This window comes from Pseudomonas sp. AE27 (assembly GCF_037113495.1).
Classification (GTDB): Bacteria; Pseudomonadota; Gammaproteobacteria; order Pseudomonadales; family Pseudomonadaceae; genus Aquipseudomonas; species Aquipseudomonas palmensis.
On sequence record NZ_CP146966.1, the window covers coordinates 5,592,761 to 5,617,858 of the forward strand.

Genomic DNA, 25,098 nt, shown 5'->3' on the forward strand with positions numbered 1-25,098 from the left:
AAAAATAGCTGTTTTCAAAAGGATGCTGACTTTGTTTACAGAGCTGGTCAGCATAAAGTCAGAAGCCGGCCGGGTGATCGTAGTGTGCGTGGTGCGTGCCGCCGGCCAGGTGGCAGGCGATGCCATGCTGCAGGGCCTGTTCGGCGGCCAGCAGCGAGCCGCCGACCGCGCGCACGGTGCGCCGTGCCAGCGCTTCGCTCCAGGGCAGGCCCAGGCGGCGCTGGTCTTCGCGGCTCAGGTCGCCGTTCATGTAGCGCTCGATGTAGCCCGGCTCGTGGGCCAGGGCGAGGATGTCGCTGGGGCAGAGCTCGGGGCGCAGCAAGGCCGCATCGGTGGTCAGGCCGCTGTCGACCAGGTGGTCGCGCAACAGGCGGAACTTGTCCATCGGGAAGCGGTGCCCGGCAGGAAACTCCGGGCTGTAGTCGTCGTGGTAGATCAGGGGCAGGGGCATGGCAGCTTCTAACCGGGGCAGGCCTCGATCTTGCCAGTTGCTGTACAGCCAGCGCCAGCGATCTACACTGCGCGCAGGTTCTCGACAGGGGTGCACCCATGCTGGCTTCCTGGACGTTCTGGGCGATTCTGTCGGCGATATTCGCCGCCTTGACCGCCATATTTGCCAAGGTTGGCGTGACCGGCATCAATTCGGACTTCGCCACCCTGCTGCGCACGGTGGTGGTGCTGGTGAGCCTGGCGCTGATTCTGTTCGCCACCGGCCAGTACCAGTCACTGGGGTCGATCTCGCCGCGCAGCTACCTGTTCCTGCTGCTGTCGGGGCTGGCCACCGGCGCCTCGTGGGTCTGCTACTTCCGCGCCCTGCAGCTGGGGCAAGCCTCGCAGGTAGCACCTGTGGACAAACTCAGCGTGGTGCTGGTGGCGGTGCTCGGCGTTACCCTGCTGGGCGAGCGGCTCGACCTGCGCCAGTGGGGCGGCATCAGCCTGATCACTCTGGGCGTAGTGATGCTGGCATGGCGTTAGCGCGCAGAGGTGTTGCCGGTAACTCCAGCGGTGCCTTCAGCGGTGCCTGCAGCACGGTGCGGCCGTAGAAGCACAGCGCGGTCGGCAGGCAGGTCAGCCAGACGAAGATCCCCGCCCAGAAGGTGTGCGACATGTAGTGCCAGCCCTGCATCACGCGGGTTGTGCCGTACACCATGCCCAGTAGCACGATGAACCCCAGCAGCTTGCGTGCGTGCACCCAGCGCCAGCGGCGGGCCACGAAGTACAGCGCCATCAGGGTGAAGCCGCTGGAGGCATGCCCGCCGGGCCAGCAGCGCCCGTCACCGGCCTTGTGCAGCAGGTCGAACTGTTGGTACCACTCCAGGCGCGGATGGGCACCGCCGTAGAATGTGGTCTCTACCGGGCAGTACACCCCGGTGTGGCTCTTGAGGTAGTGAATGATGGCGGTGCACAGTGCGAATGCCACCACCACGAACAGCAGGTCGCGCCGGTGCCGGGTGGTGAAACGAAGCACGCCGGCAATGCGGCTGCGTTGCAGCAGCCGGGTGGCGGCGGCCTGCGGATGGCGGGCGAAAAGCGGCCACACGAAGGACAGCAGGGCGCCGATCAGTGCGGCTTCGCCTGTCCAGTTGGGCAGGATGCGGGGCCACTTGTGGGTCACTTTCTCGAACCAGGCGTCGTGCAGCAGGGTGAACTGGCCGCTGGCCGGGTCGATGAACAACTGGCTGAACCAGCGGTCGAGGCCGGTGAGGTCGAAGGCCACGAACACGACCAGTGCCAGCAGCAGGGGCAGGCCCAGGTGGGTGAGGTAGAACGACTGGCGTGGCGACATGCTCATTGCTCCGCCCTGGCCAGCAGCTTGCGCCATTCGGGGGCGTTCATGCGGCCGAGGATTCTCGGTTTGCCGCTGGCGCCCACCGAGACGAATACGGCTTCGGCGTAGGCGCTGGAGCGTTCGCCACCGGGCACGTTCAACTGGCGTTCGAGCTGGTCGATGCAGCCGCTGTGGGTCACCAGCACCAGGTTGCGCTCGGCGGCCTTGCGCGCCAGGGCGTTGTCGGCGAAGCCCTTGTTGCATTGCTGCAGCCAGTCCTCACTGGCTGCCAGCTTGCCGAACATGAAGTGCGCGGTTTGCTGGGTGCGGGTCAGGGGGCTGGCCAGTATGTCGGCATGCTCCAGGCCCAGGCGCTGCAGCCCTTCGCCCACCTGCGCCGCAGCCTGACTGCCCGCCTGGGTGATGCCTTGCGGATCATCCAGGCACGGGTTGCGCGAGCGGTCGCAACGCTCGGCATGCCGCACCAGCACGATGACTTCACCTTTGGCCCAGTCGGCATACACACCGCTGTTGCGCATCTGTCTTTCGCTACCCAGGTCCACGATCGCCAACCCTCTGAACAGCCACAGGCTTGAAACGGCCAGTGCAAGCAAGGTGCACAGGCCCAGCAGGAACGTCGCCGAACGCAGGCGTCGTCGTCGCCCCGGACGGGCTGGGATCAAGGTCTGGTCGAGTACTGCATCGTGCAACATGGGGCCGCTCCGGCTACCGCGAGAATGTGTGCACGGTAAGCAACGGCCTGTGGTGAATCGGTGAAGGCGATGTGAAAGCCTTGTGGGGCAAGGGGCAACAGCACGTTGCAGTTTCAATTCAATGAAGTAATAAGTTGTTACTTTCGGACATAAACTGAAACGCGGCGTAAATAATGTAAATCGGCTTTGAGTGATAATTGCTCGTAAATAGTATTGCGCATCATTTTCTGATGGTGGGCATTACCAATGGCACAACTTTCAATAAAAAGCCGTCGTTCTGAATCCGGTCATCTGTGTACTGCACTGGGGTTGGCGGTAGCCTCCTGGTCGACAGCCAGTATTGCGCAAACTTCCACACCGGCTGCATCGTCCACCGCATCGTCGGTGGAACTCGATGCCACCGATGTGAAGGGCGTGCACCATGAAACGTTCAAGGTCGATAACGCCTCCTCGCCCAAGTTCACCGCCCCGCTGCGCGACACGCCAAAGTCCGTGACCATCATCAATGAAGCGCTGATCAAGGAGCGTGGCGCCACGTCCCTGACCGATGTACTGCGCACCACTCCCGGCATCACCCTGGGCGCGGGCGAGGGTGGCACGCCACTGGGCGACCGCCCGTTCATTCGCGGCTTCGAAGCCAGTACCGATATCCAGATCGACGGCCTGCGCGACCTGGGCCGCGCCTCCCACGAGGCGTTCAACATCGAGACCGTGGAAATCGTCAAGGGGCCGGGCTCGGCCTACAGCGGCCGGGGTTCCACCGGCGGCTCGATCAACCTGGTGAGCAAGGCGGCCAAGGCCGAGGACTTCATTGGCGGCAGCTTTACCCTGGGCACCGACCAGCTGCGTCGCACCACCCTCGATGTCAACCAGTACCTGGGCGAGCAGGACCTGGCGTTTCGTCTCAACGCGATGAAGCACGAGGCCGACACCCCCGGGCGCGACCATGTCGAGGTCAGCCGCTGGGGCATTGCGCCGACGATCACCTGGGGCCTGCAGGGCCCGACCCGGGTCACCGCCAGTTACTACCACCTGCAAACCGACGACATTCCCGATCAGGGCCACCCGGTTTCGTTGATTACCAACAAGCCGGTGAAGGTCGACCGCGACAACTTCTACGGACTGGTGGATCGAGACTTCCGGAAAACTTCCGCCGACCTTGCCACCTTCAGCATTGAACATGACTTCAATGAACACCTGAGCCTGCGCAATACCCTGCGCGGTGGCCGCACCATGCAGAACTATGTCATGAGCCGTCCGGTGTTCGCCAATGTGGGCCAGGAAGAGAGCGGGCTGGTGTCCCGGGGCTTTCGCCCGCGCAATGTGGTCAACACGTCGCTGATCAACCAGACCGACCTGTTCGGTACCTTCGACACCGGCACCATCAAGCACACTTACGCAGCCGGTATCGAAGTCAGCCGCGAAACCATCACCGACAAGGACAAGTACCAGGGCAACAACGGACGCCCGGGCGACCTTTACGACCCCAACCCGCACGACGGGGGCTGGACCCTGTTGCCGGGCACCGGCCAGGTCACCAGCAAGTACCAGACCGACACCCGCTCGCTGTATGTGTTCGACACGCTCGGCCTGCATGAGCAGTGGGACCTGAACCTGGGCCTGCGCTACGACGACTACGACGTGAAGAACCGCGTCGCCGGTGGCGCCGAGTCGTCCAGCGAGCTGTGGAACTACCAGGTGGGTATCGTCTTCAAGCCATTGCCCAACGGCAGCATCTACCTGTCCTACGGCACCTCGTCCAACCCGTCGGGCGAAAACACCCAGTCCGGTGGTGCCGATGGTGCCGGTGCCGGCAACCTCAACGGCAACAAGGCCAACCTCGACCCCGAACGCTCGCGCAGCCTGGAGCTGGGCACCAAGTGGGACGTGTTCAACGAGCAGCTGTCGCTGACCGCAGCGGTGTTCCGTACCGAGAAGACCAATGCACGCGTGACCGATCCAGTCTCGGGCCTGGTGGCACTGGATGGCGACCAGCGTGTCACCGGCCTGGAGCTGGGCGCCACCGGACGCATCACCGATGCCTGGGCGGTGTGGGCCGGCTATACCTACCTGGATGCCGAAGTGGTGAAGGCCGGTGGCAACGGCGCCAACGACGGCAACCAGTCCAAGTTCATCGCGCCCAACAGCTTCAGCCTGTGGACCTCGTATGACATCGATGCACGCTGGACAGTCGGCGCTGGCGCCAACTACATGGACGAGCGCTACATGAACGACGCCAATACCATCACCGTCGACGACTACTGGCGCTACGACGCGATGGTCGGCTACAAGGTCAACAAGAACCTCGACCTGCAGCTCAACCTGCTCAACCTGACCGACGAAACCATCTACGACGCCTCGCACGTGGGCCTGTTCGCCACGGTGGCCCCGGGGCGTTCAGCCGAGTTGACTGCCAACTTCCGTTTCTGAGGCTGGGCGCTCGGGCATTGCCTGCCTACGCTGTACACTGCAAGGCAGTGATCACGGAGCAGGCAATGACCCCGATACTTGAACTGGAGAGCGCGCGGCTGCGGCTGCGCCAGTGGCAGGACGACGACCTCGCCGAGTTCGCCGCCCTGTGTGCCGACCCACTGGTGATGCAGTACTTCCCGGCGCCGCTGAGCCGGGTCGAAAGCGCCGCACTGATTGGCCGCATCCGCGGCCATTTTGCCGAGTACGGGTTCGGCCTGTGGGCCCTGGAGCGCCAGGACAGCGGGGCGTTCATCGGCATGACCGGCTTGCTCAATGTGAGCTTCGATGCGCCGTTCACCCCGGCGGTGGAGATCGGCTGGCGCCTGGCGCGGCGCCACTGGGGCCAGGGCTTCGCCAGCGAGGCGGCCTGGACCTGCCTGCGCTGTGCGTTCGCCCAGCTGGGCCTGGACGAAGTGGTGTCGTTCACTACCCAGGGCAATCTGCCGTCGCAGAAGGTGATGCAGGCCATCGGCATGCAGCCCGATCCGCTGGGCGACTTCGAGCACCCGCGCCTCGAGCCTGGCCACCCCTTGCGCCCCCATGTGCTGTACCGGATCAACCGCGCCCAGTGGCAGGCCACCTTGCATGGCTGAATCGCAGAACATACAGGCCGCCAATGACAAACCCTGTATTATTTGCGCCCTGGGCCTTGCTTTGGAGAATCTCGAATGAGCCACGTGTTGGACGATCTGGTCGACCTGTTGAGTCTGGAGGCGATCGAGGAAAACCTGTTCCGCGGACGCAGCCAGGACCTGGGCTTTCGTCAGCTGTACGGGGGCCAGGTACTGGGCCAGTCGCTGTCGGCGGCCAGCCAGACGGTCGAAGAGGCGCGCCACGTGCATTCGTTGCACGGCTATTTTCTGCGTCCGGGCGATGCGTCGATGCCGGTGGTGTATTCGGTGGACCGCGTGCGTGACGGCGGCAGCTTCAGCACCCGCCGGGTGACGGCGATCCAGAAGGGCCAGCCGATCTTCACCTGCAGCGCCTCGTTCCAGTACGACGAGGAAGGCTTCGAGCACCAGGGCCAGATGCCCCAGGTGGTCGGCCCCGAGAACCTGCCGTCGGAAGTGGAACTGGCCGAGCGCATGGCCGATCAGTTGCCCGAGCATATTCGCGACAAGCTGCTGTGCGCCAAGCCCATCGAAGTGCGCCCGGTGACCGAGAAGGACCCCTTCAACCCCAAGCCCGGCGACCCGGTGAAGTACGCGTGGTTTCGTGCCGACGGCAACCTGCCCGACTCCCAGGCGCTGCACAAGTACATGCTGGCATACGCCTCGGACTTCGGCCTGCTGACCACTTCGCTGATGCCCCATGGCAAGTCGGTGTGGCACCGCGACATGCAGCTGGCCAGCCTCGACCATGCGCTGTGGTTTCACGGCAACCTGCGCGCCGATGACTGGCTGCTGTACGCCATGGACAGCCCGTGGGCGGGCAATGCGCGCGGCTTTGCCCGTGGCAGCATCTTCAATCGCGCCGGGCAGCTGGTGGCCTCGTCGTGCCAGGAAGGCCTGATTCGCCATCGCAAGGACTGGGCATGAGCCTGCGCTCGATTCGCCACTGGGTGTTCGACATGGACGGCACCCTGACCGTCGCCGTGCATGACTTTGCGGCCATTCGCGTGGCGCTGGGCATCCCGGCGCAGGACGACATTCTTACCCATCTGGCGGCCCTGCCTGCGGCAGAGGCGGCTGCCAAGCATGCCTGGCTGCTGGAGCACGAGCGCGAACTGGCAGTGGCCTCGCAGGCGGCGCCGGGGGCGGTGGCGCTGGTGCGCGAGCTGGCGGCGCGAGGCTGCCGGCTGGGGATCCTGACGCGCAATGCGCGCGAGCTGGCGCATGTGACGCTGGAGGCGATCGGCCTGGCCGACTGCTTCCCGGTGCAGGACATCATCGGCCGCGACGAGGCCCCGCCCAAGCCGCACCCGGGCGGGCTGCTGCAACTGGCCCAGGCGTGGGACGTGGCACCGGCGCAGATGGTGATGGTCGGTGACTATCGCTTCGATCTGGACTGCGGGCGTGCGGCGGGTGCGCGCACGGTGCTGGTGAATGTGCCGCAGAACCCGTGGCCGCAGCTGGTGGATTGGCATGCGGCTGATTGTGGGGTGTTGCACGGGATGCTGGAGTAGGTCCGTGCTGGCCACTTCGCCGGCCTTGCCGGCGAAGTGGCCCGGATCATCGACCCAGGCCTTCGATCAGAACGCCCAGCGCGTAGTCAGCATCAGGTTGCGCGCTTCGCCATAGTAGGTGGTGTCGAAGTTGCCCAGCCCTGCCAGGTAGCGCTTGTCGAACACGTTGTTGGCGTTGAGCGTGAAGCTCAGGTGGTCGTTGTACTGGTAGCGGCCCATCAGGTCGACCAGGGTGTAGCCACCCTGCTTGATGAAGGTGTAATCCTTCACCGTAGGGCTGTAGATCTGGCCGTAGAACGCGCTCTGCCAGTTCACCCCGCCACCCACCGTGACCTTGTCCAGCGCCCCCGGCAGGCGGTAGGTGGTGAACAGCCGCAGCAGTTGTTCAGGCTTGGTGGTGCTCATCGGCGAGCCGAAGATGCGCTGGTGGTCCTTGTCGCGAGAGCGCGCATAGGTATAGCCGGCCGACAGGTTCCAGCCCTCCTGCAGTTCGCCGGCAATCTCCAGCTCCACGCCCTCGGTGGTTGCGCCGCGGGTAGCCTTGTAGATCCCCTCGTTGGTGTTGGTGGTGCCGGTCTGCACCGCCACGTTGTCCTGCTCGATGCGGAACAGCGCCAGGCTGGCATTGAGCCGACCCTCGAAGTAGGCCGCCTTCAGCCCTGTCTCGTAGCTGTCGCCCTCCACCGGATCCAGCGGGGTGCGGTTTGCGTCCTTGTAGGTCTGTGGCTGGTAGATCGAGGTGTAGCTGGCATACACCGAGTAGGTGTCGTCCAGGTCATACACCACGCCGGCATACGGGGTCACCACACCATGCTGCTTGTAGCCGGCCTGGTTGTCGCTGAAGTACACCGGGTTGAGGCCGTCGTAATCGTAGTTGTCGTTGTACTTGAAGGTGCTGACGCGGGTGCCGAGGATCAGCGACAGGTCGTCGGTGGGGCGCAGGCGGGTGGCGATGTACGCGCCGTTCTGGCGCTTGGTCTGCTCGTACTTGCCGTTTTTCGGGAAGTCCGGCACGCCGATCTTGCCGTTCCATTCGTAGATGTTGCCCGGTGTGCCGCCCAGGCTGGTGTCCCAGGTGGCGCCGGTCTGGCGCGAGTTGGCCGCGTTGAAACCCATCACCAGGTCGTGCTGGCGGCCCAGCAGGGTGAAGGGACCGGACAGGTTGATGTCGGCGGTGTTCTGCACCCGGTGACCTTCCCAGCGGCCCCAGAACATGAACATGCCTTCGCCCGTGGCACGGTCGGGATTGCCGCCGCTGGCCGAGGCCAGGCGCGTGTCGTGGTCGCTCTGCAGCTGGTTGACGCTGAGCTTCAGGCTCCAGTCGTTGGCCAGCGCCTGCTCCAGCGAGGCGAAGTAGGTGCGGTTCTGGAAGTCGCGGCGGCTCCAGTCGGCCCCCGGGTTGAACCGGCGCGAAAAGTCGGTGCGTCCGCCATCGGCGAAGTACACCGGGTTGCCGGTCCAGGAGGTGCCGCGCGGGGTGGTGGTCTGCTGGTCGATACCCACGGTCAGCAGGGTGTCGGGGGTGACGTCGACTTCGAGGATGCCGTAGTACACCTCTTTCTTCTGCTGGTAGTAGTCCTGGTAGCCCTTCCTGTCCTGCTGCGCGCCGACGAAGCGCCCGCGCACGCTGCCGCTGTCGTTCAACGGGCCGGAAACATCGCCTTCGCCACGGTAGTCGTCCCAGCTGCCGGCGCTGCCCGACAGCGAGGCCTGGAACTGCGCGGTGGGTTTCTTGCGGATCAGGTTGACGGTGGCCGAAGGGTCGCCGGAGCCGGTCATCAGGCCGGTGGCCCCCTTGAGCACTTCGACGTGGTCGTAGATCGCCATGTCGACATGCGCGGTGCCTTCATCGTACACGCCGTCGTAGATGGTGTTGACGCCGTCGTACTGGAAGTTGGTGATGGCCAGGCCACGGCTGGAGAATTCGGTACGGTCGCTGTCGTAGGCCTGGGCGGAGACGCCGGGGGTGTTGCGCAGCACGTCGGTGATGCTCTGCGCGCCCTGGTCATCCATCTGCTGGCGGGTGACCACGGTGACCGATTGCGGGGTTTCGCGGATCGACAGCGGCAGCTTGGTGGCGGTGCGGGTGGCGGCGGTGGTGTAGGCGCCGGTGTTTTCGGTGGTCTCGCCAAGGGTATTGCTTTCGATGCTGGTGGCCCCCAGCTCGACGGCGCCGCCGTTGCCGGCTGGCACCAGCACGTAGCCGCCATTGGACTGGCGCTGGGCCTGCAGGCCGCTGCCCGCCAGCAGTCGCGCCAGGCCTTCATCGATGCTGTAGCTGCCCTGCAGGCCCGCCGATTGCAGGCCCTGGGTTTGCCGCGCATCGAACGACAGGGTGATGCTGGCGCGGGTGGCGAACAGGCTCAGCGCGGTGCCCAGCGGGCCTGCGGCGATCTGGAAGTGGGTGCTTGCGCTTTGTGCCAGGGCGTTTGACGGCAGCACCGCCAGCAATGGCAACGGTGCCAGCGGCAGGCTGAACAGGGCCAGGTGGACGGCGCGTAGCAGAGGGCGAGGCGCTCGCGGGCAAGGGGCGGACATGCAGGTTTTCCTTCGATTGGCTGGGCAGGGGCGCGGCTTTTTTTTCCGCTTTAACTGCGTAGCCGAATGAGAATGAAAATCGGCAACCAGGTTTTCGATGTTTTTTCAGACCGGCTCGACGCTCACCCAGTACCGCGTGAGGTAGCGCACCTTGACCGGCAGCGAGGTGCCCAGGTTCTGCAGGACGGTGTCGGTATCGTCGATGCGAAAGGCGCCGGACAGGCGCAGGTCGGCAATGCGCTCGTCGCAGCGCAGCAGGCCGGGACGGTAGCGGCGCAGCTCGCTGATGAAGTCGGCCAGGCGCCACTCGATCACGGTCAGCATGCCGTCGGTCCAGGCACCGGTGCCGGGGGCCGCGCTACCGACCGCTCCGAGCTGATGCGCGTCGAAGCTCACGCTTTGCCCGCTGTCCAGGCGCAGCACTTGCCCGGGCTGATCGGCGGGGCGGACCTCCACGGCGTGCTCCAGTACGCTGACCCGGCTCAGGCCGCCCTCGCTGTGCACGCTGAAACGGGTGCCCAGGGCGCGGATACGGCCTTCCGGGGTTTGCACCAGGAAGGGCCGGCCTGCGGCGTCGGCGGCGGTTTGCACCATGATTTCGCCGCTGTACAGGCGCAGCAGGCGCTGCTGACCGTCGAATTCGATATCCAGCGCGGTGTCGGTGTTGAGTTCCAGTTGACTACCATCGGCCAGTGTCACGTGGCGGCGCTGGCCCTTGCCGGTACGCAGCCCGGCCATCAGCTCGCGGCCCATGTCGCTTTCGCGCACGGCCCAGCCGGTGATGCCCACGCCCATCAGCAGGGCCAGGGTCTTGAGCACGGCGCGGCGTCGCGCGCGTACGCCGGCCAGGGTCGGCAGGGCCACGTCGGCGGGCAGGCGGCCAAGCTGGCGCTGCAGTTTTTCCACCCGCGCCCAGGCCTGGGCATGGGCCTGGCTTTTGCCCAGCCAGTCCCGCCAGGCCTGCACCTGGGCCTCGCTGGGCGGCGCGGCATTGAGCTTGACGTACCAGCTGGCCGCCGCCTCCAGGGTTGAGTAGTCCAGGGGCTGGGCCATGTCAGTCGTCCGTCAGCAGCAGGCAGTGGGTCATGGCGCGGATCATGTGTTTTTTCACCGTGGTCACCGACACGCCCATGCGCTCGGCGGTGGCCACGTAGCTCAGGCCCTCGAGCTGCACCGCCAGGAAGATCTGCCGGGTGCGTTCGCCCATGCCGTCGAGCAGGGTATCGACGGCCACCAGGGTTTCGAGAATCAGCAGGCGCGTCTCTGGCGACTCGACGACGCGCTCCGGGCGGGTGGCCAGTTCGGCGAGGTAGGCCTGTTCCAGGGCCTTGCGGCGAAACTTGTCGACCATCAGCGCATGGGCGATGGCGCCCAGGTAGCTGCGCGGTTCACGAATGGTCTGGGCATTGCGTGCGGTCAGCACCCGGATGAAGGTGTCCTGGGCAAGGTCTGCGGCATCGCTGGCGTTGCCCAGGCGCGCGCGCAGCCAGCTTTTCAACCAACCGTTGTGTTCGCTGTAGAGCGCGTGCAGGGCAGCGTGATCGGGTGCGGGCATGGCGCGGAGGATACTGAGTAATTGATAATTAGTCGCATTATTGTGGTTTGCCGGCGGATTGTGCAAGTGCTGGTGCTTGACCTGCGTCAGGCACGGGCGAAGACTGGTTGACCCTTTACAGACACGAGCGAGGCGCTTCCCATGAGCCACAAGGCCATTTACGTTCAACCCGGCGGCGGATATGACAAGGTGCAGGTGGGCACGTGCGAAGCGCCGGCGCCGCAGGCGGGCGAGATCACCGTGCGCCTGCGTGCCAACTCGCTCAACTACCACGACTTTGCCGTGGTCAGCGGCATGTGGGGGCCTGCCGAGCCGCGCATTCCGATGGCCGATGGTGCCGGTGAAGTGGTGGCCGTGGGCGCCGGGGTCAGCGAGTTCGCTGTCGGTGATGCGGTGGTCAGCACCTTCTTCCCCGACTGGCTGGATGGCGCGCCGCTGATCGAAGGCTTTGCCACGGTGCCAGGCGATGGCATCGACGGCTATGCCCGCGAGCAGGTGACGGCCCGTGCCACTTCGTTTACCCATGCGCCCAAAGGTTGGAGCCACGCCGAAGCGGCCACGCTGACCACTGCGGGCTTGACCGCCTGGCGTGCACTGATGGCCGACGACGCACTCAAGCCAGGCGACACGGTGCTGGTGCAGGGCACCGGTGGGGTATCGATCTTCGCCTTGCAGTTCGCCAAGCTGGCGGGCGCCACGGTGATCGCCACCTCCTCCAGCGACGCCAAGCTCGAACGCCTCAAGGCCCTGGGCGCCGACCACCTGATCAACTACCGCACCACCCCGGCCTGGGGCGAGCAGGTGCGCAGCCTGACCCACAATCGTGGTGTGGACCATGTGATCGAAGTGGGCGGCCCGGCCACGCTGGAGCAATCGATGATTGCCGCGCGCATTGGCGGGCACATCTCGTTGATCGGTATCCTCACCGGCGTGGCGGGGCAGTTGCCGCTGGTGCAGGCGCTGGTGCGCCAGTTGCGCCTGCAGGGGGTACTGGTAGGTAGCCGTGCCCAGCAGCAGGCCATGGTGCGCGCCATCGACGCCAACGGCCTTCGCCCGGTGATCGACAAGCACTTTGGCCTGGAGCAGATCGCCGATGCGTTCCGCTATCAGGAAACCAACCAGCATTTCGGCAAGATCGTGCTGGATATCTGAGGCACGCCCCGACACGACAAAGCCCGCTTCTGGCGGGCTTTGTCGTGTCGGGCGGTTGAGGTCAGAAGTCGTAGCGCACGTTGGCGGTGAAGGTGTCGGCATCGAAGCCGCTGCTGGTCAGGTAGTTGTACGACCCGCCCACGCTCCAGGCACCGACGCGGTAGGTTGCGCCCAGGCCCAGCTCGTAGCTGTCGCGCGCCGGGGTGGCGCCGCGGGTGGTGAATGGCGTGCCACCCAGCACGAAGGTGGAGGTGGTGCCGGCCTTGTCGCCGATGAAGTCATGCCAGGCCATCAGCTTGGCTTCCGGCTCCAGGCTGCCCACGCCCAGGTCGAAGGCGGCTGCCAGGCGTGCGCCCAGGCCCATCTCGCCGATTTCGTAACGCTGGCTGCCGACGTTGAGCGCCGCCGAGCTGCCTTTTTCACGGTACGAGTCGATCGAGACATTGGCGTAGCGCGCGCCGATCTGCGGCTCGAGCACTACCTGGCGGTCGAGCTGGAAGGTGTAGCCGGCCAGCGCGTTGACGCCGAAGATCTCGCTGTCGTAGTCGGCCTTGGCGCGGCTGCCGGCGATGTAGCGTTTGGACTCGTTGTCGTTCCAGCCGTACATCACCGAAGCGTCGACGAAGTAGTTGTCGAGGGTCCAGTTGCCGTACAGGGTCAGGGCATGGCCGCTGACATCGGTCTTGTTGCCCCGGTCGGATTTGACGTCGCTGGTCAGGTAGCTGTACGCCAGGCCCACGGTGGTATCGGGGTCGAGCTTGCCGTCGGCGCCCACGGCGATGCCGTTGGTGTTGGCATCGTAACCGTCGATACCGTGGCGACGATCCTGATCGGCATCGCTGGACAGTGCCTGTACCCATACGCCAGTGTCCGACAGGCCTTCACCGGACGACAGGCCGTTGCGGGCATTGCTGGAGCGGCGGGTGACGGCGTTGCCCACCAGGGTCTGGCTGCTGGTGGCGGCATTGATCACGCCGCGGCTGACATCCGGGGTCAGGGTTTCGGCGAGACTGGCCAGTTGCGCATCGCTGCTGGCGTTGGCGAAGGCCTGGAATACCGGATCGCTTTCGCTGAGCTGGCCCATCACGGTGTTCTTGAACGGTTGTATGGCATTGACTGCATTGCGCGAAGCACGGGCGCCGAGCAGGTTCTGCTCGATCGCTTCATCGCTGCGGGTTGCGACCAGCGCCTTCACATCCTGGCCCTCGATGCCGAAGTTTTTCACTTCGAGCAGCGCCGAGGACGAGACCACCGACAGGTTCTGTGCTTCTTCCCAGGTGCCGGAGTTCAGCAGGGTGTAGCGGGTGCCCTGGGCCGGGGTGCGGAAGTCGTCGGAGCGGGCTTGCAGCTCGATCTGGCTACCTGCGGAGAAGTAGGTGTTGCCGGTCACCTTGAGAATCGGTGAATCGGGCAGGGTCGTGTTGTCCAGCAGCAGACGCAGGCGTGCGGTGTCGCTGTCGAGGTCGAGATCGCCGTCCAGCGTGGTGTGCGGCGCCAGCAGGGTCAGGGTGCCACCGTCGATGTCCACGTAGCCGGCACGGATGGTCGAACCGCCGAAAGCCACGTCGCCTTTGACCAGCACGCCACTCAGCCCCAGCAGATCGCCTTTTACCTGGCCGCCGGACCAGTAGAAGTACGACTGCGCGTTGCTGTCTTCGGCCAGAATCGCCGCAGTGCCGCCTTCGAGCAGGCCGGCGGTCTGGGTGATCGAAAACAGGTTGCTGCCGCTCAGGTTGACCAGATGGATGCCGATGCCATCTGCCGAAATGGTGCCGCTGTTGTTGATGTTGCTTTTGTAGGGCGGGGTGGTGGACCCGCTGAAGACGGCATTTTCGACTTCGATACCGGCCGAGTCGGCGCCACGCGCGGTGATGGTGCCGCTGTTGATGATGCTCGACTGGGTGGAGGTGATCATCATGCCGTTGGCGTTCTGGCCCGTCACGGCAATGCTGCCGCTGTTGATCACATCACCGGCAATCTTGGCCAGGTACAGGTCCAGGCCCATGGCGCCTTCGCCGGTCACGTTGATGCTGCCCTGGTTGACCAGGTTGCCGCCGATGCTGGAATCGAGGGTTAGGGAAATGGCCGAGGGAATATCGGTGGCACTCGCCGCGCTGAGGTTGATCGCGCCGCTGTTGGTCAGGTTGCCCAGCACAGTGACATCGATCAGCTCGACGCCGGCGTTCTGCGATGTGCCGCTGAAGGTGGCGCTGCTGAAGGTATCGCCGGTATTGCTGTAGCCACCGGAGCTGAGGTCGTGATTCAAGTCGATAGCGGGAGAGGCATTGGCCGTGGCTGTAGCAGCGGCAATGGAAAGCGCCAGCAGTGAGCGGCGCAGCGATGCAGTATTCAAGAGGGTGTCCCTTCCAGGGTCGGAAACCGACGCGGGACAACCAGCGCATGCTGCGTCTGTATCGGCCATCCCTGCCGGCTTGTCAGTGAGTGCTGAATCAAGCGCTGGGTACTGTACAGGATGGTTGTAGGACAATTCAGCAGCAAAAGCCGGTTAGGCTGCTTTTCATGGAAAAAATGTGAATCAGCCTGCATCTGTAGGGAAAACAGGCAGATTGGCGGGAATTTAATGGGTCGTGTGGGGTCGACCGGTGTCGTCCTGGCGAAGGCCAGGACGTCTTGCAACCGCAATCAGGCGAAGCTGATGTTGATGCGCTGCTGGCCGTAAACGACTTTGGCGGCAGAGATCAGCTGGTGCGGGATCTCCACGAACGGAATGTCGGAGTTGGTCAGGGCGATGTCCACCAGTTGCACCATGATCGAGTTCTTGCGCACCAGGATCACGTCCGACCAGTCGGTGTTGGTCATGGCCAGCGGGATGAAGTCGGAGCGCTTCATGAAGCTGCTCAAGGCTTCGAGCACGCCCAGGTTCTGCTTGGTGCCGTTGGGGCTGTGGCAGCAGTCGTTGAGCAGGATGAAGCCATCCGGGCCGACCAGTTCCTGGTAGTACATCAGGTCACGCAGGATGAATTCGTACTGGTGGCTGGCATCGATGTACACCACGTCGAAGGTCTCGATGCCGGTACGCGGCTGGATCGCATCGATGGCGCTGATGGTGTCGGCGCGGATGACGGTGACGTTGTCCTTGTCGGCGAAGCGGTCCAGGCATTGCTGGTAGAGGTTGTCGAAGGTGGCCTGCTCATGCATCGGGCCGCCGTAGTAATAAGCGTATTTCTCTGGTGGCTCGACCCATGGCGGCAGCTGGTCGAATGGGCTGTAGTCGTCATTGGAGGCAGGGCTCCAGCTGTCGATCAGCACCATCTTTTCCGGGGTCAGGGCCTGGTAGAGCTTCATCGCGTTTTCGCCGCGCAGCACTCCCAGTTCCGCTACCACCGGCTGCTTGCCATAGGCGGTAAACACCGCGTTGAGTACGTGATAGAAGGTTTCACGGTAGGTTGTGCAGACTTTCATCGGTGACCTGCTCTGCTGCTAGTTCGGTTGCCAAGCATATCGGCCTGGCAATCGATTTCGAGAGGGCCGGTTCGATGCAATTTGTGACGCGCCCGATCAGCGCGTCACTGTGCATTGCTCAAGCCTGGGCCAGGCGGCCGACGCGTAGCCAGCCAAGCACGACCGCGCCAATCAGCAGGAAGCCGAGGTAGCCGAACAGCGGGTAGACCTGCCCCACCAGGCTGACGAACCCGACCAGGCTGCCAACGAACGCCAGGGCGCCGGCGGCCGCCGAGCCGATGCGGAACGTGCGGGTGCCCGCTGGCAGCAATCGCGCCGAAAAGGAGTACAGGGTGCCAACGGCGGTGTTGAGGATCATCAGGAAAATGACCACGGCCATCACCAGGCCAAGCACCGGTGAAATCTCGGTGGCGATGGACAACATGGGCATGGGCAGGTCCGCCACGCTGTCCAGGCGCGACAACAGCCCCAGGCTCATCACCAGCATCAGCACCCCCAGCAACGCGCCGCCGAAGATGCCACCCCAGATGGCGTGCTTCTCGGTCTTTGCGGTGCCGCCCATGATCGACAGAAAGGGCACCCCGGCCACGATGTTGTAGGACACGTACAACAGCGCCCCCAGCAGCCAATGGCTGGCGCCGGCGTCCTGCTGGCTGGCCAGTTGATCGAGCTCGCCGAAACTCAGGCCTCGGGTGGCCACACCATACAGGGCCACCGCTACTGCCGTGAGAATCAACAGCGGGGTGGCGGCGCCGATCATGCCAATCACCTTCTGCACATCCAGGCACACGATGGCGACCACGATTACGGTCACCGCCAGGCTGCCGAACAGGGCCGGGATGCCGAACTGCTGCTCCAGCAGGGCACCGCCACCGGCCAGCATGACCACGGTCACCGCAAACATGAAAAAGGTGATCATCAGATCGACGAAGGCGCCGAGGTAGCGTCCGCACAGGGCGTTCACCACGTCTTTATGGGAGCTGGCCCGCAGGCGGCTGCCCATGCCTGCCAATGCCATGCCGAGAAAGATGAACAGTGAGGCGCTGACCACTGCCCCGAGCAATCCCCATACGCCGAAATCGACGAACATCAGCAGCAGTTCCCGACCGGAAGCGAACCCGGCGCCGACAATCACACCGACGAACGCGCCGGCTATTTTCAGGCTCTCTTTCATGACGATTTCCCTCGAATTATTGTTGTTAGGGCTTATGGGGCGGGCCACTTTCCGTGGCCATGCCGGGGCATCGCAGTGGCAGGCGGCAAGGGTGTGCTAGCGGGTGCCGACCCAGGCCTGGACTTCGATCTCTACGTCGACCCCCAGTGCCAGCTGGCTGCCGCCGACCGTGGAGCGCACCGGAAAGCCATTGTCGAAGTAGCGCTTGTACACCTCGTTGAAACCGGCGAAATGTTGCATGTCGGTCAGCCAGACCGTGGCCTTGACCACCTGATCGAACCCCACACCGCACTCGGTCAGGGTTTCGCCGATACGGCTCATGACCGCCTCGGTTTGCTCGCGGATATCCCCGAGCACCACGTTGCCCTGTGGGTCCATTGGTACCTGCCCCGAGAGAAACAGGAAATCGCCGACACGGATGGCCTTGGAGAACGGGTAGGGCAGATGGCTGGGGTAACGCTGCAGTTGTTCGGACATGGCATTGAACCTCGTGGGTGATGAATGATTAACGCAAGCGGCCAGGTGCCAGGCGCTGTGGCTCGACACCTTGGTGAAGCAGTGTTTGGGGCAGCGGCTGATCGAGCAACTGGGCGCAGGCCAGTTGCGACACGCCGGCCGCAGACTGGATGCCATAGCCGCCCTGTGCCGCGAGCCAGAAGAAGCCTTCGCGGTGATTGTCCCAGCCGACCACCAGGTCGCCATCGGCGACGAACGAGCGCAGGCCGGCCCAACTGTGACGCGGACGGCGGATGGTCAGGGAGGTGGCGGCCTCGATGTGGTAGATGCCGGTGGCGATGTCCAGCTCTTCGGGCATCACGTCATGGGGCGGCACGGGGTCGGCGTTGGCCGGGGAGCCCAGCAACTGGCCGGCATCGGGCTTGAAGTAGAAGCTTTCGTCGATGCCGATCACCGTGGGCCAGCGCGAGAAATCCATGCCCTGGGGGCCGTCGAAGGTAAAGGCTGTGCGTCGGCAGGGCTGCAAGCCGATGGGCTTCACGCCGCACTGCTGCGCAACCTCATCAGCCCAGGCGCCTGCGGCATTCACCAGCGTGCGCGCGCGCAGCTGGCGACCGTCGGCCAGGGTCAGGTGCCAGTGGCCGCCTTCGCGACTGGCGACGCTCAGTTGCGCATCGCATTGCAGCACACCACCGGCACGGCGCGCGGCGCGCAAGAAGCCCTGGTGCAGCGCATGCACGTCCAGATCGCGGGCATCGGTTTCGAGCATCGCGCCAACCATTGCCTCCGGGTTCAGGCACGGCACCAACGCGAGCGCATGCTCGGTATCGATCAACGACACATTGCCAGCCTGTGCTGCACCGGCAGCGAAGGTCTGTTCCAGCAGGGGCTGTTGCCCCTGGCCTGCGACATACAGGCAACCGCGAGGCTCCAGCAGCGCATGCTCGGTGAAATCAGCGGGCGGTTGCTCATAGAAAGTGCGGCTGGCGCGGGTCAAGGCCTGGATCTGCGGTGTTCCGTAACTTTCCATGAACATGGCTGCGGAACGACCGGTGGCGTGATAGCCCGGCTGGCTCTCGCGCTCGAGCACCACGACCCTGGCTTGCCCAGCCAGGCGATAGGCCAGGGAGGCCCCCGCAATACCGCCGCCAATGATGGCGAAATCGAAACATTCGCTGTCGTGCATACCGAGGTGCCTCCTGTTCCGAGTGGGAGAAGCAATGTCTTCGCCGCTGTTCTTGTAATTCTCAGATACGAGAAATGTAAGATATGAGAATTTTCCAGTCAACCTATTACCTTGAGGTATTATTTTTGGCCCTTGCCCGGCTTGGCCCAGGCATCGTTTCCGTATGGCAGAGAAGTTTGCATGAGCTCCGATCCAGTCTCGCGTTCCCCGGCCCACCCCTTGATAGATCGCGCCCAGGTGGGGGCTCGTCTTCGTGTCATACGCAAGAACCAGAAGCTCACGCTCAAGCAATTGTCCGAGCGTTCAGGCGTGGCGCTGTCGACCCTGTCGAAGATGGAGCTGGCGCAGGTATCGGTGAGTTACGAGAAGCTGGCGGCGGCAGCGCGGGCATTGGGTGTGGATATCGCCCAGCTGTTCAACCCGGCCAAGGTGAGCGTGGGTGCGGTACAGCCCACGGTGGTGAGCACGGCCATCGATACGGCGGCGGGTTACAGCACGGGCAACTACGAGTACCACCCGATGGCGGGGGATTTTCCCGGGCGCAACATGACGCCGATGTATGCCCGCATCTGCGCGCGTGAGATGAGCCAGTTCGAAGACTACATTCGCCACCCCGGGCAGGAATTTGCCGTGGTGCTTTCGGGCCGTGTGCGCATTCAGTTCGAAACGGGTGAATCCGTCAGCGTTGGTTGCCGGGAGACGGTGTATTTCAACAGCGCGATCGGGCACATCTACCTGGCTGAGGGCGAGGCGGGGAGTGACGCCGAGGTGATGGTGGTGATGACGGAGGTCTGACCTTGTGCTCGGCAGATTCCGAAAGCCATGGGGTGAGTGCCCCATGGCTGGCCGTTCAGGGGGTTAGCGCGACGCCCAGGCGTTGAAGCGTTGCTCCAGTTGTTCGCCATGGTCGGCCCAGAACAAGGGGTCTACCGGCACCTGCTGGGAAAGGTTCGCTGGCGCGGTGGGCAGTTCGGCGATGCGGTCCTTGTCGAGCAGTTGCATGGCCTGTAGGTTGGCGGCGCCGTAGTCGATATGTTCGGCGAAGCTTTTCTGTTGCGCGGGGTCGAGCGTGAAGGCAATGAACTCGCGGGTTTTCTCCTGGCGTGAAGCGCCCCGCGGGATAGCCCAGGAATCGAACTCGTAGAGGCCGCCGGACCAGACAATGTCCAGGTCGTACTTTTTCTTCTGCTTGGCCGAGAGGCGGCCGTTGTACACCGAGCTCATCACCACATCCCCCGCGGCGAGATACTGAGGTGGCTGGGCGCCGGCTTCCCACCACTGGATATGCGGCTTGATCTCATCCAGCTTGGCGAAGGCGCGGTCCTGGCCTGCCTTGGTGGCCAGCAACGTATAGACGTCAGCGTGCTCTACCCCGTCGGCGATCAGGGCGAACTCCAGAGTCGATTTGGCCAGCTTGCGCAGGCCGCGCTTGCCCGGGAATTTCTCCACATCCCAGAAATCCTTCCAGCCGGTGGGGGCTTGCTTCAGCTTGCTGGTGTTGTAGGCCAGCACCGTCGAGTACACCAGAAACCCTATGCCGCAGGGCTGGATGGCGCCGGGAACGAAATGCTTGGTATCGAGGCCGATCTGAGCTGGGTCCAGCGTCTCGAACATGCCCTCTTCACAGCCCCGGGCAAGCTCGGCGGACTCCACCTCCACGGCATCCCAGGACACGCTGCGGGTATCGACCATGGCCTTGACCTTGGCCATTTCGCCGTTGTACTCGCCGGAAATGATCTTGCTGCCCCGGGCTTGTTGCCAGGGCTTGTAGAAGGCCTTTACCTGGGCCTCCTTGTTGGCGCCACCGAAGGAGACGATGGTGAGGTCGGCCGCGAGGCCGTGACTGGCAGTGACTATCCCCGTTGCGAGTGCTGCGAATTTCAGAGCTTTGATCATTATTGTTATCTCCTACTGTTCAAGGGTGATTGCACATCACTCGAGACACCGGGATCAATCGGTCCTCCCAGACGAGAGACATCCGGTTCTCGTTCCATGCGCTGCAGGGCAAACCGCACAGCCAACAGCAAGGCTCGCCACGCAGCGCAGTGTTCTCCTAAGGTGGTTTTGTGGTGCCCTAAGGTTTCATGGGGGTAAGGAGGGTAAAAGCTGACTTTTTCGATTCTTGGATTGGGGTTTACTAAACTATGAATGGATGAGGGGGTTCAATTGTCACATCCCGGATGTGCTGACGATTTTTGCCATGCGCTGTCATACAGGCATGAAAAAGCCCGCGCTTGGCGGGCTTTCTGGGATCGTGTCAGAGGCTGTGTGCGTACTTCTCATCAACCTTGCGTCTTTCAAGCGTGTACTGCTTCAGGTCGATTTCATCCGTGGCCAGCCTGGAGTCGAGATTGTCCATCTCGCTTCTTTTCAAGTTGGACACGTGCGCTTTAGAGGCTTGATAGTTGATCGATTCTGCAGCGTCATACCCGCTGACAGGGTCCCATAAGATCGAGATGGGCCAGAGCAAAAGGTTGACCACGCCAAACCCGTAGGAGCGTCCATAAAAGGAACCCCCGCCAGGCAGGAGGCCAAGTGCGGCTCCCACGCCAGGGCTCTTCTCCTGAACCGCGAGGTTCCTTGCCTTGTAACTTGCGAGTTCCGATTGTTGGACCGAATTGAGGCCGGTTGCGCAGCCTGTGCTCAATACTATGAGCATGGCTGCCGTCAAATTGCGAAGAGCGAACATCCTGGATTCCTTTGGTACCAATCGCGCTCGGCCCCCTCCGGACCGAGCCGCGGCGGATTCTACAGGGGGCGTGATGTTTTTGTGCCATCACTGGCGGATTGGACACAGTTCCATCAGAGTGGGTTGTAGTGGTCAACTGATCCCGGACACTGAATTGAGTTTTTCCTCTGCGACCGCAGGCGGTAGCCCTTCGTTGAATTGATGCGGTCGCCGCCAGTTGTACCGCTCCATCAAAAACCGACTGATATCTTGCTGTGCCAGCACAGCGCTCATGTAGCCCACCGTCGGTATCCATTCAGTCTTCAGGCTGCGAAATAACCGCTCCATCGGCGCGTTGTCGTGGCAGTTGCCGCGCCGACTCATGCTCTGCGTGAAGCGGTATCTCCATAGTCTCTGGCGGAAACTTCGGCTGCCGTATTGGCTGCCCTGGTCGCTGTGAAACAGCACATTCTGAGGCCGGCCACGCTGCTCATAGGCCATATCCAATGCCTTGATCACCAGGTCGGCATCAGGCTTGGCTGAGAACGCCCAACCTACAACACGCCGGGCACAAAGGTCGATGACAGCCGCCAGATAGTGCCATTGGCCTTCAGCCCAGACGTACGTAATGTCACCGCACCAGACTGTGTTCGGGGATGCCACGCTGAACCCGCGATCAAGCACGTTCGGGATATCAGGCCGCTCCACGGTAGCCTTTTTGTAGGCATGGGAGCCCGGCTGTTTGCTGATCAAGTTCAGCTCGCGCATCAACCTACGTACCTTGAATCGCCCGATCTGCATGCCGTTCTCTTTCATCATCAGCATGATGCTCCGGCTGCCCGCAGCGCTTCGGCTTTGCGTAAACAACTCGTTCACGCGGCTACGCAAGACTACTCGTTCGGCATCCGGATACCGACGTTTCCGGCAGTACGCGTAGTAGCAAGATCGGGTGACATCAAATACCGAGCACAACAGATCAACAGGCTCTTGAGCCCGCAGTTGATCGATTAACGCGAACGCTCGTGTTCCTCGGCCATCAAGAGCGCGGTGGCCTTTTTTAAGATCGATTTTTCCCGTTCTAGCCGATTGATACGGGCTTCGAGTTCCTGGATTTTTTGCTGCTCAGGTGTCAGAGCCTTGCTGGTGGGAGTAACACCGCTACGTTCTTGCTGAAGCTGGCTCACCCATCGACGAAGCGCCGATTCGACCAATCCGAGCGAACGGGCGGCTTCGATATGGCTGTAGCCTTGGTCGAGCACCAGGCACGCAGCCTCGCGCTTGAACTCAGGGGTAAAGGTACGACGTTGCTTGGTCATCAGACACCTCTCTATGGCGAGCATTCTCGCCTAAATGGGTGTCCGGTTTCATTAGACCACTACACTTACTCCTGGTGAAGAGCACCGGGTAAGGATTGACCTTGTGTACCGGTTAAAGCCCGTGCTGGAAACGATAATGAAAACAGATCATGATCTCTTTATCGGAGAGCCTGACCATAATGGTAACCTAAGAGTGAAAGCTAGCCGCTTGGGTAAGCGCTTCCTCTCTTGCTTGAGAGGTGAGATACAAGACATCTTCGACCAATTCCCAAATTCTAGATTTAACCCCTATTTCGAAGCGTTTCTTACCTGCGTGAACCGCTCAGAGTTGATGCTTGGCGAGTTCCATATCACGAATGCCAGGGGAGAGCATGTCCCGTATCTTGTCGGCCGTCTTAACAGATGCGTGGAAGACATCCGCCAGATAACCCGCAGTTTCGATTTCAGACGGCGGTTAAGAGACTACCGTAGGCCCGTCCAGAAAAACTACGACAGCCTCATGCGGTACATCGGAGTGAATCGCCCCTAGTTTCGTAGACACCTCCAAGCCTCATAATGAGGCCCAAATAGGAGGAGCCATGAGTCGTCAGCGTTACCCCGAAGAATTCAAGATCGAAGCGGTCAAGCAAGTGACCGAGAAAGGCAAACCTGTCGCCGATGTCGCCCAGCGCCTGGGTATGTCCGTGCACAGCCTTTACGCCTGGATCAAGGTCTACAGCAAGCCCCAAGAGCAGCGTCAGCAAGACGACGATCAGCAGGCCGAACTGCGCAAGCTACGCGCTGAACTCAAGCGCGTGACGGAAGAGCGAGACATCTTAAAAAAGGCCGCCGCGTACTTTGCCAAGGAGTGCGGCTGAAGTACGCCTTCATCAAGAAGCACTCGACTGATTACCCGGTGCGGCGCCTTTGCCATACCCTCAAGGTGCACCCCAGCGGTTATTACGCCTGGCTGGCCGAGCCTCAATCTTCCCGAGCAAAAGAAGATCAACGTCTGCTTGGCTTGATCAAACACGCTTGGCTGGAAAGCGGAGGTGTATACGGCTACCGCAAAATTCACGATGACCTGCGTGAGCTGGGAGAGGAATGCGGTCGAAATCGAGTCGGGCGCTTGATGCAGGCGGAGGGGCTGCGTTCTCAAACGGGCTATCGGCGGCGTCCAGGGTTCTATGGTGGAAAACCAACAGTGGCCTCGCCCAACCACCTCGCGCGGCAGTTCAAGGTCAGTGAGCCGAACAAGGTCTGGGTGACAGATATCACTTACATCCGCACCTATGAAGGGTGGCTCTACCTCGCGGTAGTGCTGGATCTGTTCTCACGCCAAGTAATTGGTTGGTCAATGAAGCCAAGGATGAGCAGCGACCTAGCTATCGACGCGATGTTGATGGCTGTTTGGCGACGCAAGCCTCAGCAGCAAGTGATGATTCACTCAGATCAAGGCAGTCAGTTCAGTAGCTCGGATTGGCAAAGTTTCTTGAAGGCCAACAATGTAATCAGCAGCATGAGCCGGCGGGGAAACTGCCACGACAATGCCGTAGCCGAGAGCTTTTTCCAGCTTTTGAAGCGGGAGCGAGTCCGACGAAAGATCTACACAACCCGTGAAGAAGCCCGAAGTGATATTTTCGATTACATCGAGATGTTCTATAACCCTAAACGCCGACACAGCAGTGCTATGCAGCTGTCTCCAGTAGAGTATGAGAAACGCTATTTCCTGAGCTTGGAGAGTGTCTAGGAAACCAGGGGCGATTCACTGCTCATCCTGCAAAGTGAAGCCCGTTGCACCCTCATTTTGTACTAGGCGGCGCACGAAGCCTTGCACCTGCTTCGAGCCGTCCTGTTCGAGAATCAGCACGGGCATTTTCTCTCCACGCCCCTCGTTGCCCTCAAGCCACTTTTGCTCGGCACCGAGCAAGCCGTACAGGCTGGCCATCAGTGTGGTTTTACCCGCCCCTTGGGAGCCGCCCACCGCCACCACCCAGGTGTCCCCCAGTACCTGAGCCAGCAGCAAACGGCGCATCACGGCCAACAGCTTGCTGTCGATGTCTTCACTGTCCAAGACAGTGCAGGCGCCACGCAGATGACGCAGGGCATTGTTCAGGTGTTCAAGTAGGGCTTCCGGGGACTGCAGGGGCACTGTGGTTTCCTCGTTCGATCATCAAGGTGCCGCTGCATGTGAGCTTCGGCACGCGCGCCGGCCGGTGGCCGCCTAGGTAATGCAAATGGATGTGCTCAGTGTGGCACTGCGGCGCAGCGGCATCAGGAGATAGATGCTAGTCCGTATCGGCCCCCTGTATAGATACTTGAGCCTCACAGTGCTTTTCGTTTTCCAAGAGTAAGCTACGACAATAGACCTTGCGCAGGCCGGACCCGCATCTAGCGATACGGGGGCAATTGCTTAATTTCACAGGCCCTCTGAGCCGGCAAGTGCGGCAGTATCGCTTTGAGGTAGGCTTGAGGATCATGCCCGTACATTCGCGTCGAGTGGATCAGGCTCATGATTGCCGCCGCCCGTTTGTCGATGCGCAGAGATCCGGCGAAGAGTCAGGTCGTACGGT

At 62.6% G+C, this 25,098-nt stretch carries 22 protein-coding genes and 2 pseudogenes; 8 read left to right on the forward strand and 16 right to left on the reverse strand.

The window, feature by feature from the left end:
• Positions 1–61 precede the first annotated feature (61 nt).
• Positions 62–451: pseudogene (locus tag V9K84_RS25795) on the reverse strand (histone deacetylase); the annotation flags it as partial.
• A 98-nt stretch (positions 452–549) separates the two neighbouring features.
• On the opposite strand from V9K84_RS25795, the gene V9K84_RS25800 reads away from it, so the two are divergent.
• Positions 550–975, forward strand: coding sequence for an EamA family transporter (locus V9K84_RS25800; protein WP_088513854.1), 426 nt, complete (start codon positions 550–552; stop codon positions 973–975).
• On the opposite strand, the gene V9K84_RS25805 is transcribed toward V9K84_RS25800, so the two are convergent.
• Positions 941–1,786 carry a phosphatase PAP2 family protein gene (locus tag V9K84_RS25805; protein ID WP_088513853.1) on the reverse strand — a complete coding sequence of 282 codons (846 nt, stop codon included), beginning with the start codon at positions 1,784–1,786 and terminating at the stop codon, positions 941–943. The genes V9K84_RS25800 and V9K84_RS25805 overlap by 35 nt on opposite strands.
• Before the next feature lie 2 nt (positions 1,787–1,788).
• A complete protein-coding gene (locus tag V9K84_RS25810) occupies positions 1,789–2,481 on the reverse strand; it encodes a histidine phosphatase family protein (protein WP_088513852.1) in 693 nt (230 codons plus the stop codon).
• 384 nt (positions 2,482–2,865) lie between these two features.
• Between V9K84_RS25810 and V9K84_RS25815 the strand changes: the two genes are divergently transcribed.
• From V9K84_RS25815 to V9K84_RS25830, 4 genes are all read left to right on the forward strand, one after another.
• Positions 2,866–4,911 carry a TonB-dependent siderophore receptor gene (locus tag V9K84_RS25815; protein WP_235384365.1) on the forward strand — a complete coding sequence of 682 codons (2,046 nt, stop codon included), beginning with the start codon at positions 2,866–2,868 and terminating at the stop codon, positions 4,909–4,911.
• Positions 4,912–4,976: 65 nt separating this feature from the next.
• Complete coding sequence (locus tag V9K84_RS25820) at positions 4,977–5,546, forward strand: GNAT family N-acetyltransferase (protein WP_043863860.1); 570 nt, start codon at positions 4,977–4,979, stop codon at positions 5,544–5,546.
• Positions 5,547–5,621: 75 nt separating this feature from the next.
• Positions 5,622–6,491: an acyl-CoA thioesterase II gene (gene tesB, locus V9K84_RS25825; RefSeq protein ID WP_043863859.1), complete on the forward strand. Its 870-nt coding sequence runs from the start codon at positions 5,622–5,624 to the stop codon at positions 6,489–6,491.
• Positions 6,488–7,078, forward strand: a complete 591-nt coding sequence (locus V9K84_RS25830; protein ID WP_043863858.1) for an HAD family hydrolase — start codon at positions 6,488–6,490, stop codon at positions 7,076–7,078. The genes tesB and V9K84_RS25830 overlap by 4 nt, the downstream gene beginning before the upstream one ends.
• 66 nt (positions 7,079–7,144) lie before the next feature.
• Here V9K84_RS25830 and V9K84_RS25835 read toward each other — a convergent pair whose 3' ends face one another.
• From V9K84_RS25835 to V9K84_RS25845, 3 genes are all read right to left on the reverse strand, one after another.
• On the reverse strand, positions 7,145–9,616 hold the full coding sequence (locus V9K84_RS25835; RefSeq protein ID WP_088513851.1) for a TonB-dependent receptor: 2,472 nt from the start codon (positions 9,614–9,616) through the stop codon (positions 7,145–7,147).
• A gap of 105 nt (positions 9,617–9,721) precedes the next feature.
• Entirely contained in the window at positions 9,722–10,669 is a 948-nt protein-coding gene (locus V9K84_RS25840; RefSeq protein ID WP_088513850.1) for a FecR domain-containing protein, read from the reverse strand.
• A gap of 1 nt (position 10,670) precedes the next feature.
• On the reverse strand, positions 10,671–11,171 hold the full coding sequence (locus V9K84_RS25845; protein ID WP_043863856.1) for a sigma-70 family RNA polymerase sigma factor: 501 nt from the start codon (positions 11,169–11,171) through the stop codon (positions 10,671–10,673).
• A 141-nt stretch (positions 11,172–11,312) separates the two neighbouring features.
• Here V9K84_RS25845 and V9K84_RS25850 point away from each other — a divergent pair, with 141 nt between their 5' ends.
• Entirely contained in the window at positions 11,313–12,323 is a 1,011-nt protein-coding gene (locus V9K84_RS25850) for an NAD(P)-dependent alcohol dehydrogenase (RefSeq protein WP_043863855.1), read from the forward strand.
• A 61-nt stretch (positions 12,324–12,384) separates the two neighbouring features.
• Here V9K84_RS25850 and V9K84_RS25855 read toward each other — a convergent pair whose 3' ends face one another.
• The 5 genes from V9K84_RS25855 to V9K84_RS25875 form a co-directional block, all read right to left on the reverse strand.
• The gene (locus tag V9K84_RS25855; protein WP_088513849.1) at positions 12,385–14,676 is read right to left on the reverse strand and encodes an autotransporter outer membrane beta-barrel domain-containing protein; all 2,292 of its coding nucleotides are present in this window, start codon (positions 14,674–14,676) and stop codon (positions 12,385–12,387) included.
• A gap of 290 nt (positions 14,677–14,966) precedes the next feature.
• Positions 14,967–15,746 (reverse strand): class I SAM-dependent methyltransferase, encoded by a 780-nt coding sequence (locus V9K84_RS25860; RefSeq protein ID WP_043863851.1) that lies wholly within the window; start codon positions 15,744–15,746, stop codon positions 14,967–14,969.
• Between the two features lie 118 nt (positions 15,747–15,864).
• Entirely contained in the window at positions 15,865–16,920 is a 1,056-nt protein-coding gene (locus V9K84_RS25865; RefSeq protein WP_043863850.1) for a membrane protein, read from the reverse strand.
• 96 nt (positions 16,921–17,016) lie between these two features.
• Positions 17,017–17,397: a RidA family protein gene (locus V9K84_RS25870; protein WP_088513848.1), complete on the reverse strand. Its 381-nt coding sequence runs from the start codon at positions 17,395–17,397 to the stop codon at positions 17,017–17,019.
• A 28-nt stretch (positions 17,398–17,425) separates the two neighbouring features.
• Positions 17,426–18,562, reverse strand: a complete 1,137-nt coding sequence (locus V9K84_RS25875) for an FAD-dependent oxidoreductase (RefSeq protein WP_088513847.1) — start codon at positions 18,560–18,562, stop codon at positions 17,426–17,428.
• A gap of 180 nt (positions 18,563–18,742) precedes the next feature.
• Here V9K84_RS25875 and V9K84_RS25880 point away from each other — a divergent pair, with 180 nt between their 5' ends.
• Positions 18,743–19,357, forward strand: coding sequence for an XRE family transcriptional regulator (locus V9K84_RS25880; RefSeq protein WP_088513846.1), 615 nt, complete (start codon positions 18,743–18,745; stop codon positions 19,355–19,357).
• A 63-nt stretch (positions 19,358–19,420) separates the two neighbouring features.
• Here V9K84_RS25880 and V9K84_RS25885 read toward each other — a convergent pair whose 3' ends face one another.
• The 3 genes from V9K84_RS25885 to V9K84_RS25895 form a co-directional block, all read right to left on the reverse strand.
• Positions 19,421–20,458: an ABC transporter substrate-binding protein gene (locus V9K84_RS25885; protein WP_088513845.1), complete on the reverse strand. Its 1,038-nt coding sequence runs from the start codon at positions 20,456–20,458 to the stop codon at positions 19,421–19,423.
• A gap of 361 nt (positions 20,459–20,819) precedes the next feature.
• Positions 20,820–21,251: a hypothetical protein gene (locus tag V9K84_RS25890; protein ID WP_088513844.1), complete on the reverse strand. Its 432-nt coding sequence runs from the start codon at positions 21,249–21,251 to the stop codon at positions 20,820–20,822.
• A gap of 132 nt (positions 21,252–21,383) precedes the next feature.
• A protein-coding gene (locus V9K84_RS25895; RefSeq protein WP_338793193.1) for an IS3 family transposase occupies positions 21,384–22,546 on the reverse strand; the annotation gives its coding sequence in 2 pieces (ribosomal slippage) (positions 21,384–22,294 and positions 22,294–22,546; 1,164 coding nt in all).
• Positions 22,547–23,124: 578 nt separating this feature from the next.
• On the opposite strand from V9K84_RS25895, the gene V9K84_RS25900 reads away from it, so the two are divergent.
• A protein-coding gene (locus tag V9K84_RS25900; RefSeq protein WP_095160079.1) for an IS3 family transposase occupies positions 23,125–24,275 on the forward strand; the annotation gives its coding sequence in 2 pieces (ribosomal slippage) (positions 23,125–23,368 and positions 23,368–24,275; 1,152 coding nt in all).
• Positions 24,276–24,290: 15 nt separating this feature from the next.
• On the opposite strand, the gene V9K84_RS25905 is transcribed toward V9K84_RS25900, so the two are convergent.
• Together V9K84_RS25905 and V9K84_RS25910 are read right to left on the reverse strand one after the other, a co-directional pair.
• Positions 24,291–24,677 carry a hypothetical protein gene (locus tag V9K84_RS25905; RefSeq protein ID WP_338793195.1) on the reverse strand — a complete coding sequence of 129 codons (387 nt, stop codon included), beginning with the start codon at positions 24,675–24,677 and terminating at the stop codon, positions 24,291–24,293.
• A 239-nt stretch (positions 24,678–24,916) separates the two neighbouring features.
• Positions 24,917–25,096 (reverse strand): annotated as a pseudogene (locus V9K84_RS25910) (transposase domain-containing protein); the annotation flags it as partial.
• Positions 25,097–25,098: the final 2 nt, after the last annotated feature.

Excerpts from the sequence above, each read along its gene's own strand:
- V9K84_RS25830 (WP_043863858.1), top strand. The coding sequence starts at position 6,488 with ATGAGCCTGCGCTCGATTCGCCACTGGGTGTTCGACATGGACGGCACC.
- V9K84_RS25810 (WP_088513852.1), bottom strand. The coding sequence starts at position 2,481 with ATGTTGCACGATGCAGTACTCGACCAGACCTTGATCCCAGCCCGTCCG.
- V9K84_RS25845 (WP_043863856.1), bottom strand. The coding sequence starts at position 11,171 with ATGCCCGCACCCGATCACGCTGCCCTGCACGCGCTCTACAGCGAACAC.
- V9K84_RS25800 (WP_088513854.1), top strand. The coding sequence starts at position 550 with ATGCTGGCTTCCTGGACGTTCTGGGCGATTCTGTCGGCGATATTCGCC.
- V9K84_RS25860 (WP_043863851.1), bottom strand. The coding sequence starts at position 15,746 with ATGAAAGTCTGCACAACCTACCGTGAAACCTTCTATCACGTACTCAAC.
- V9K84_RS25870 (WP_088513848.1), bottom strand. The coding sequence starts at position 17,397 with ATGTCCGAACAACTGCAGCGTTACCCCAGCCATCTGCCCTACCCGTTC.
- V9K84_RS25805 (WP_088513853.1), bottom strand. The coding sequence starts at position 1,786 with ATGTCGCCACGCCAGTCGTTCTACCTCACCCACCTGGGCCTGCCCCTG.
- V9K84_RS25835 (WP_088513851.1), bottom strand. The coding sequence starts at position 9,616 with ATGTCCGCCCCTTGCCCGCGAGCGCCTCGCCCTCTGCTACGCGCCGTC.
- V9K84_RS25820 (WP_043863860.1), top strand. The coding sequence starts at position 4,977 with ATGACCCCGATACTTGAACTGGAGAGCGCGCGGCTGCGGCTGCGCCAG.
- V9K84_RS25850 (WP_043863855.1), top strand. The coding sequence starts at position 11,313 with ATGAGCCACAAGGCCATTTACGTTCAACCCGGCGGCGGATATGACAAG.
- V9K84_RS25875 (WP_088513847.1), bottom strand. The coding sequence starts at position 18,562 with ATGCACGACAGCGAATGTTTCGATTTCGCCATCATTGGCGGCGGTATT.
- V9K84_RS25880 (WP_088513846.1), top strand. The coding sequence starts at position 18,743 with ATGAGCTCCGATCCAGTCTCGCGTTCCCCGGCCCACCCCTTGATAGAT.
- V9K84_RS25865 (WP_043863850.1), bottom strand. The coding sequence starts at position 16,920 with ATGAAAGAGAGCCTGAAAATAGCCGGCGCGTTCGTCGGTGTGATTGTC.
- V9K84_RS25885 (WP_088513845.1), bottom strand. The coding sequence starts at position 20,458 with ATGATCAAAGCTCTGAAATTCGCAGCACTCGCAACGGGGATAGTCACT.
- V9K84_RS25890 (WP_088513844.1), bottom strand. The coding sequence starts at position 21,251 with ATGTTCGCTCTTCGCAATTTGACGGCAGCCATGCTCATAGTATTGAGC.
- tesB (WP_043863859.1), top strand. The coding sequence starts at position 5,622 with ATGAGCCACGTGTTGGACGATCTGGTCGACCTGTTGAGTCTGGAGGCG.
- V9K84_RS25840 (WP_088513850.1), bottom strand. The coding sequence starts at position 10,669 with ATGGCCCAGCCCCTGGACTACTCAACCCTGGAGGCGGCGGCCAGCTGG.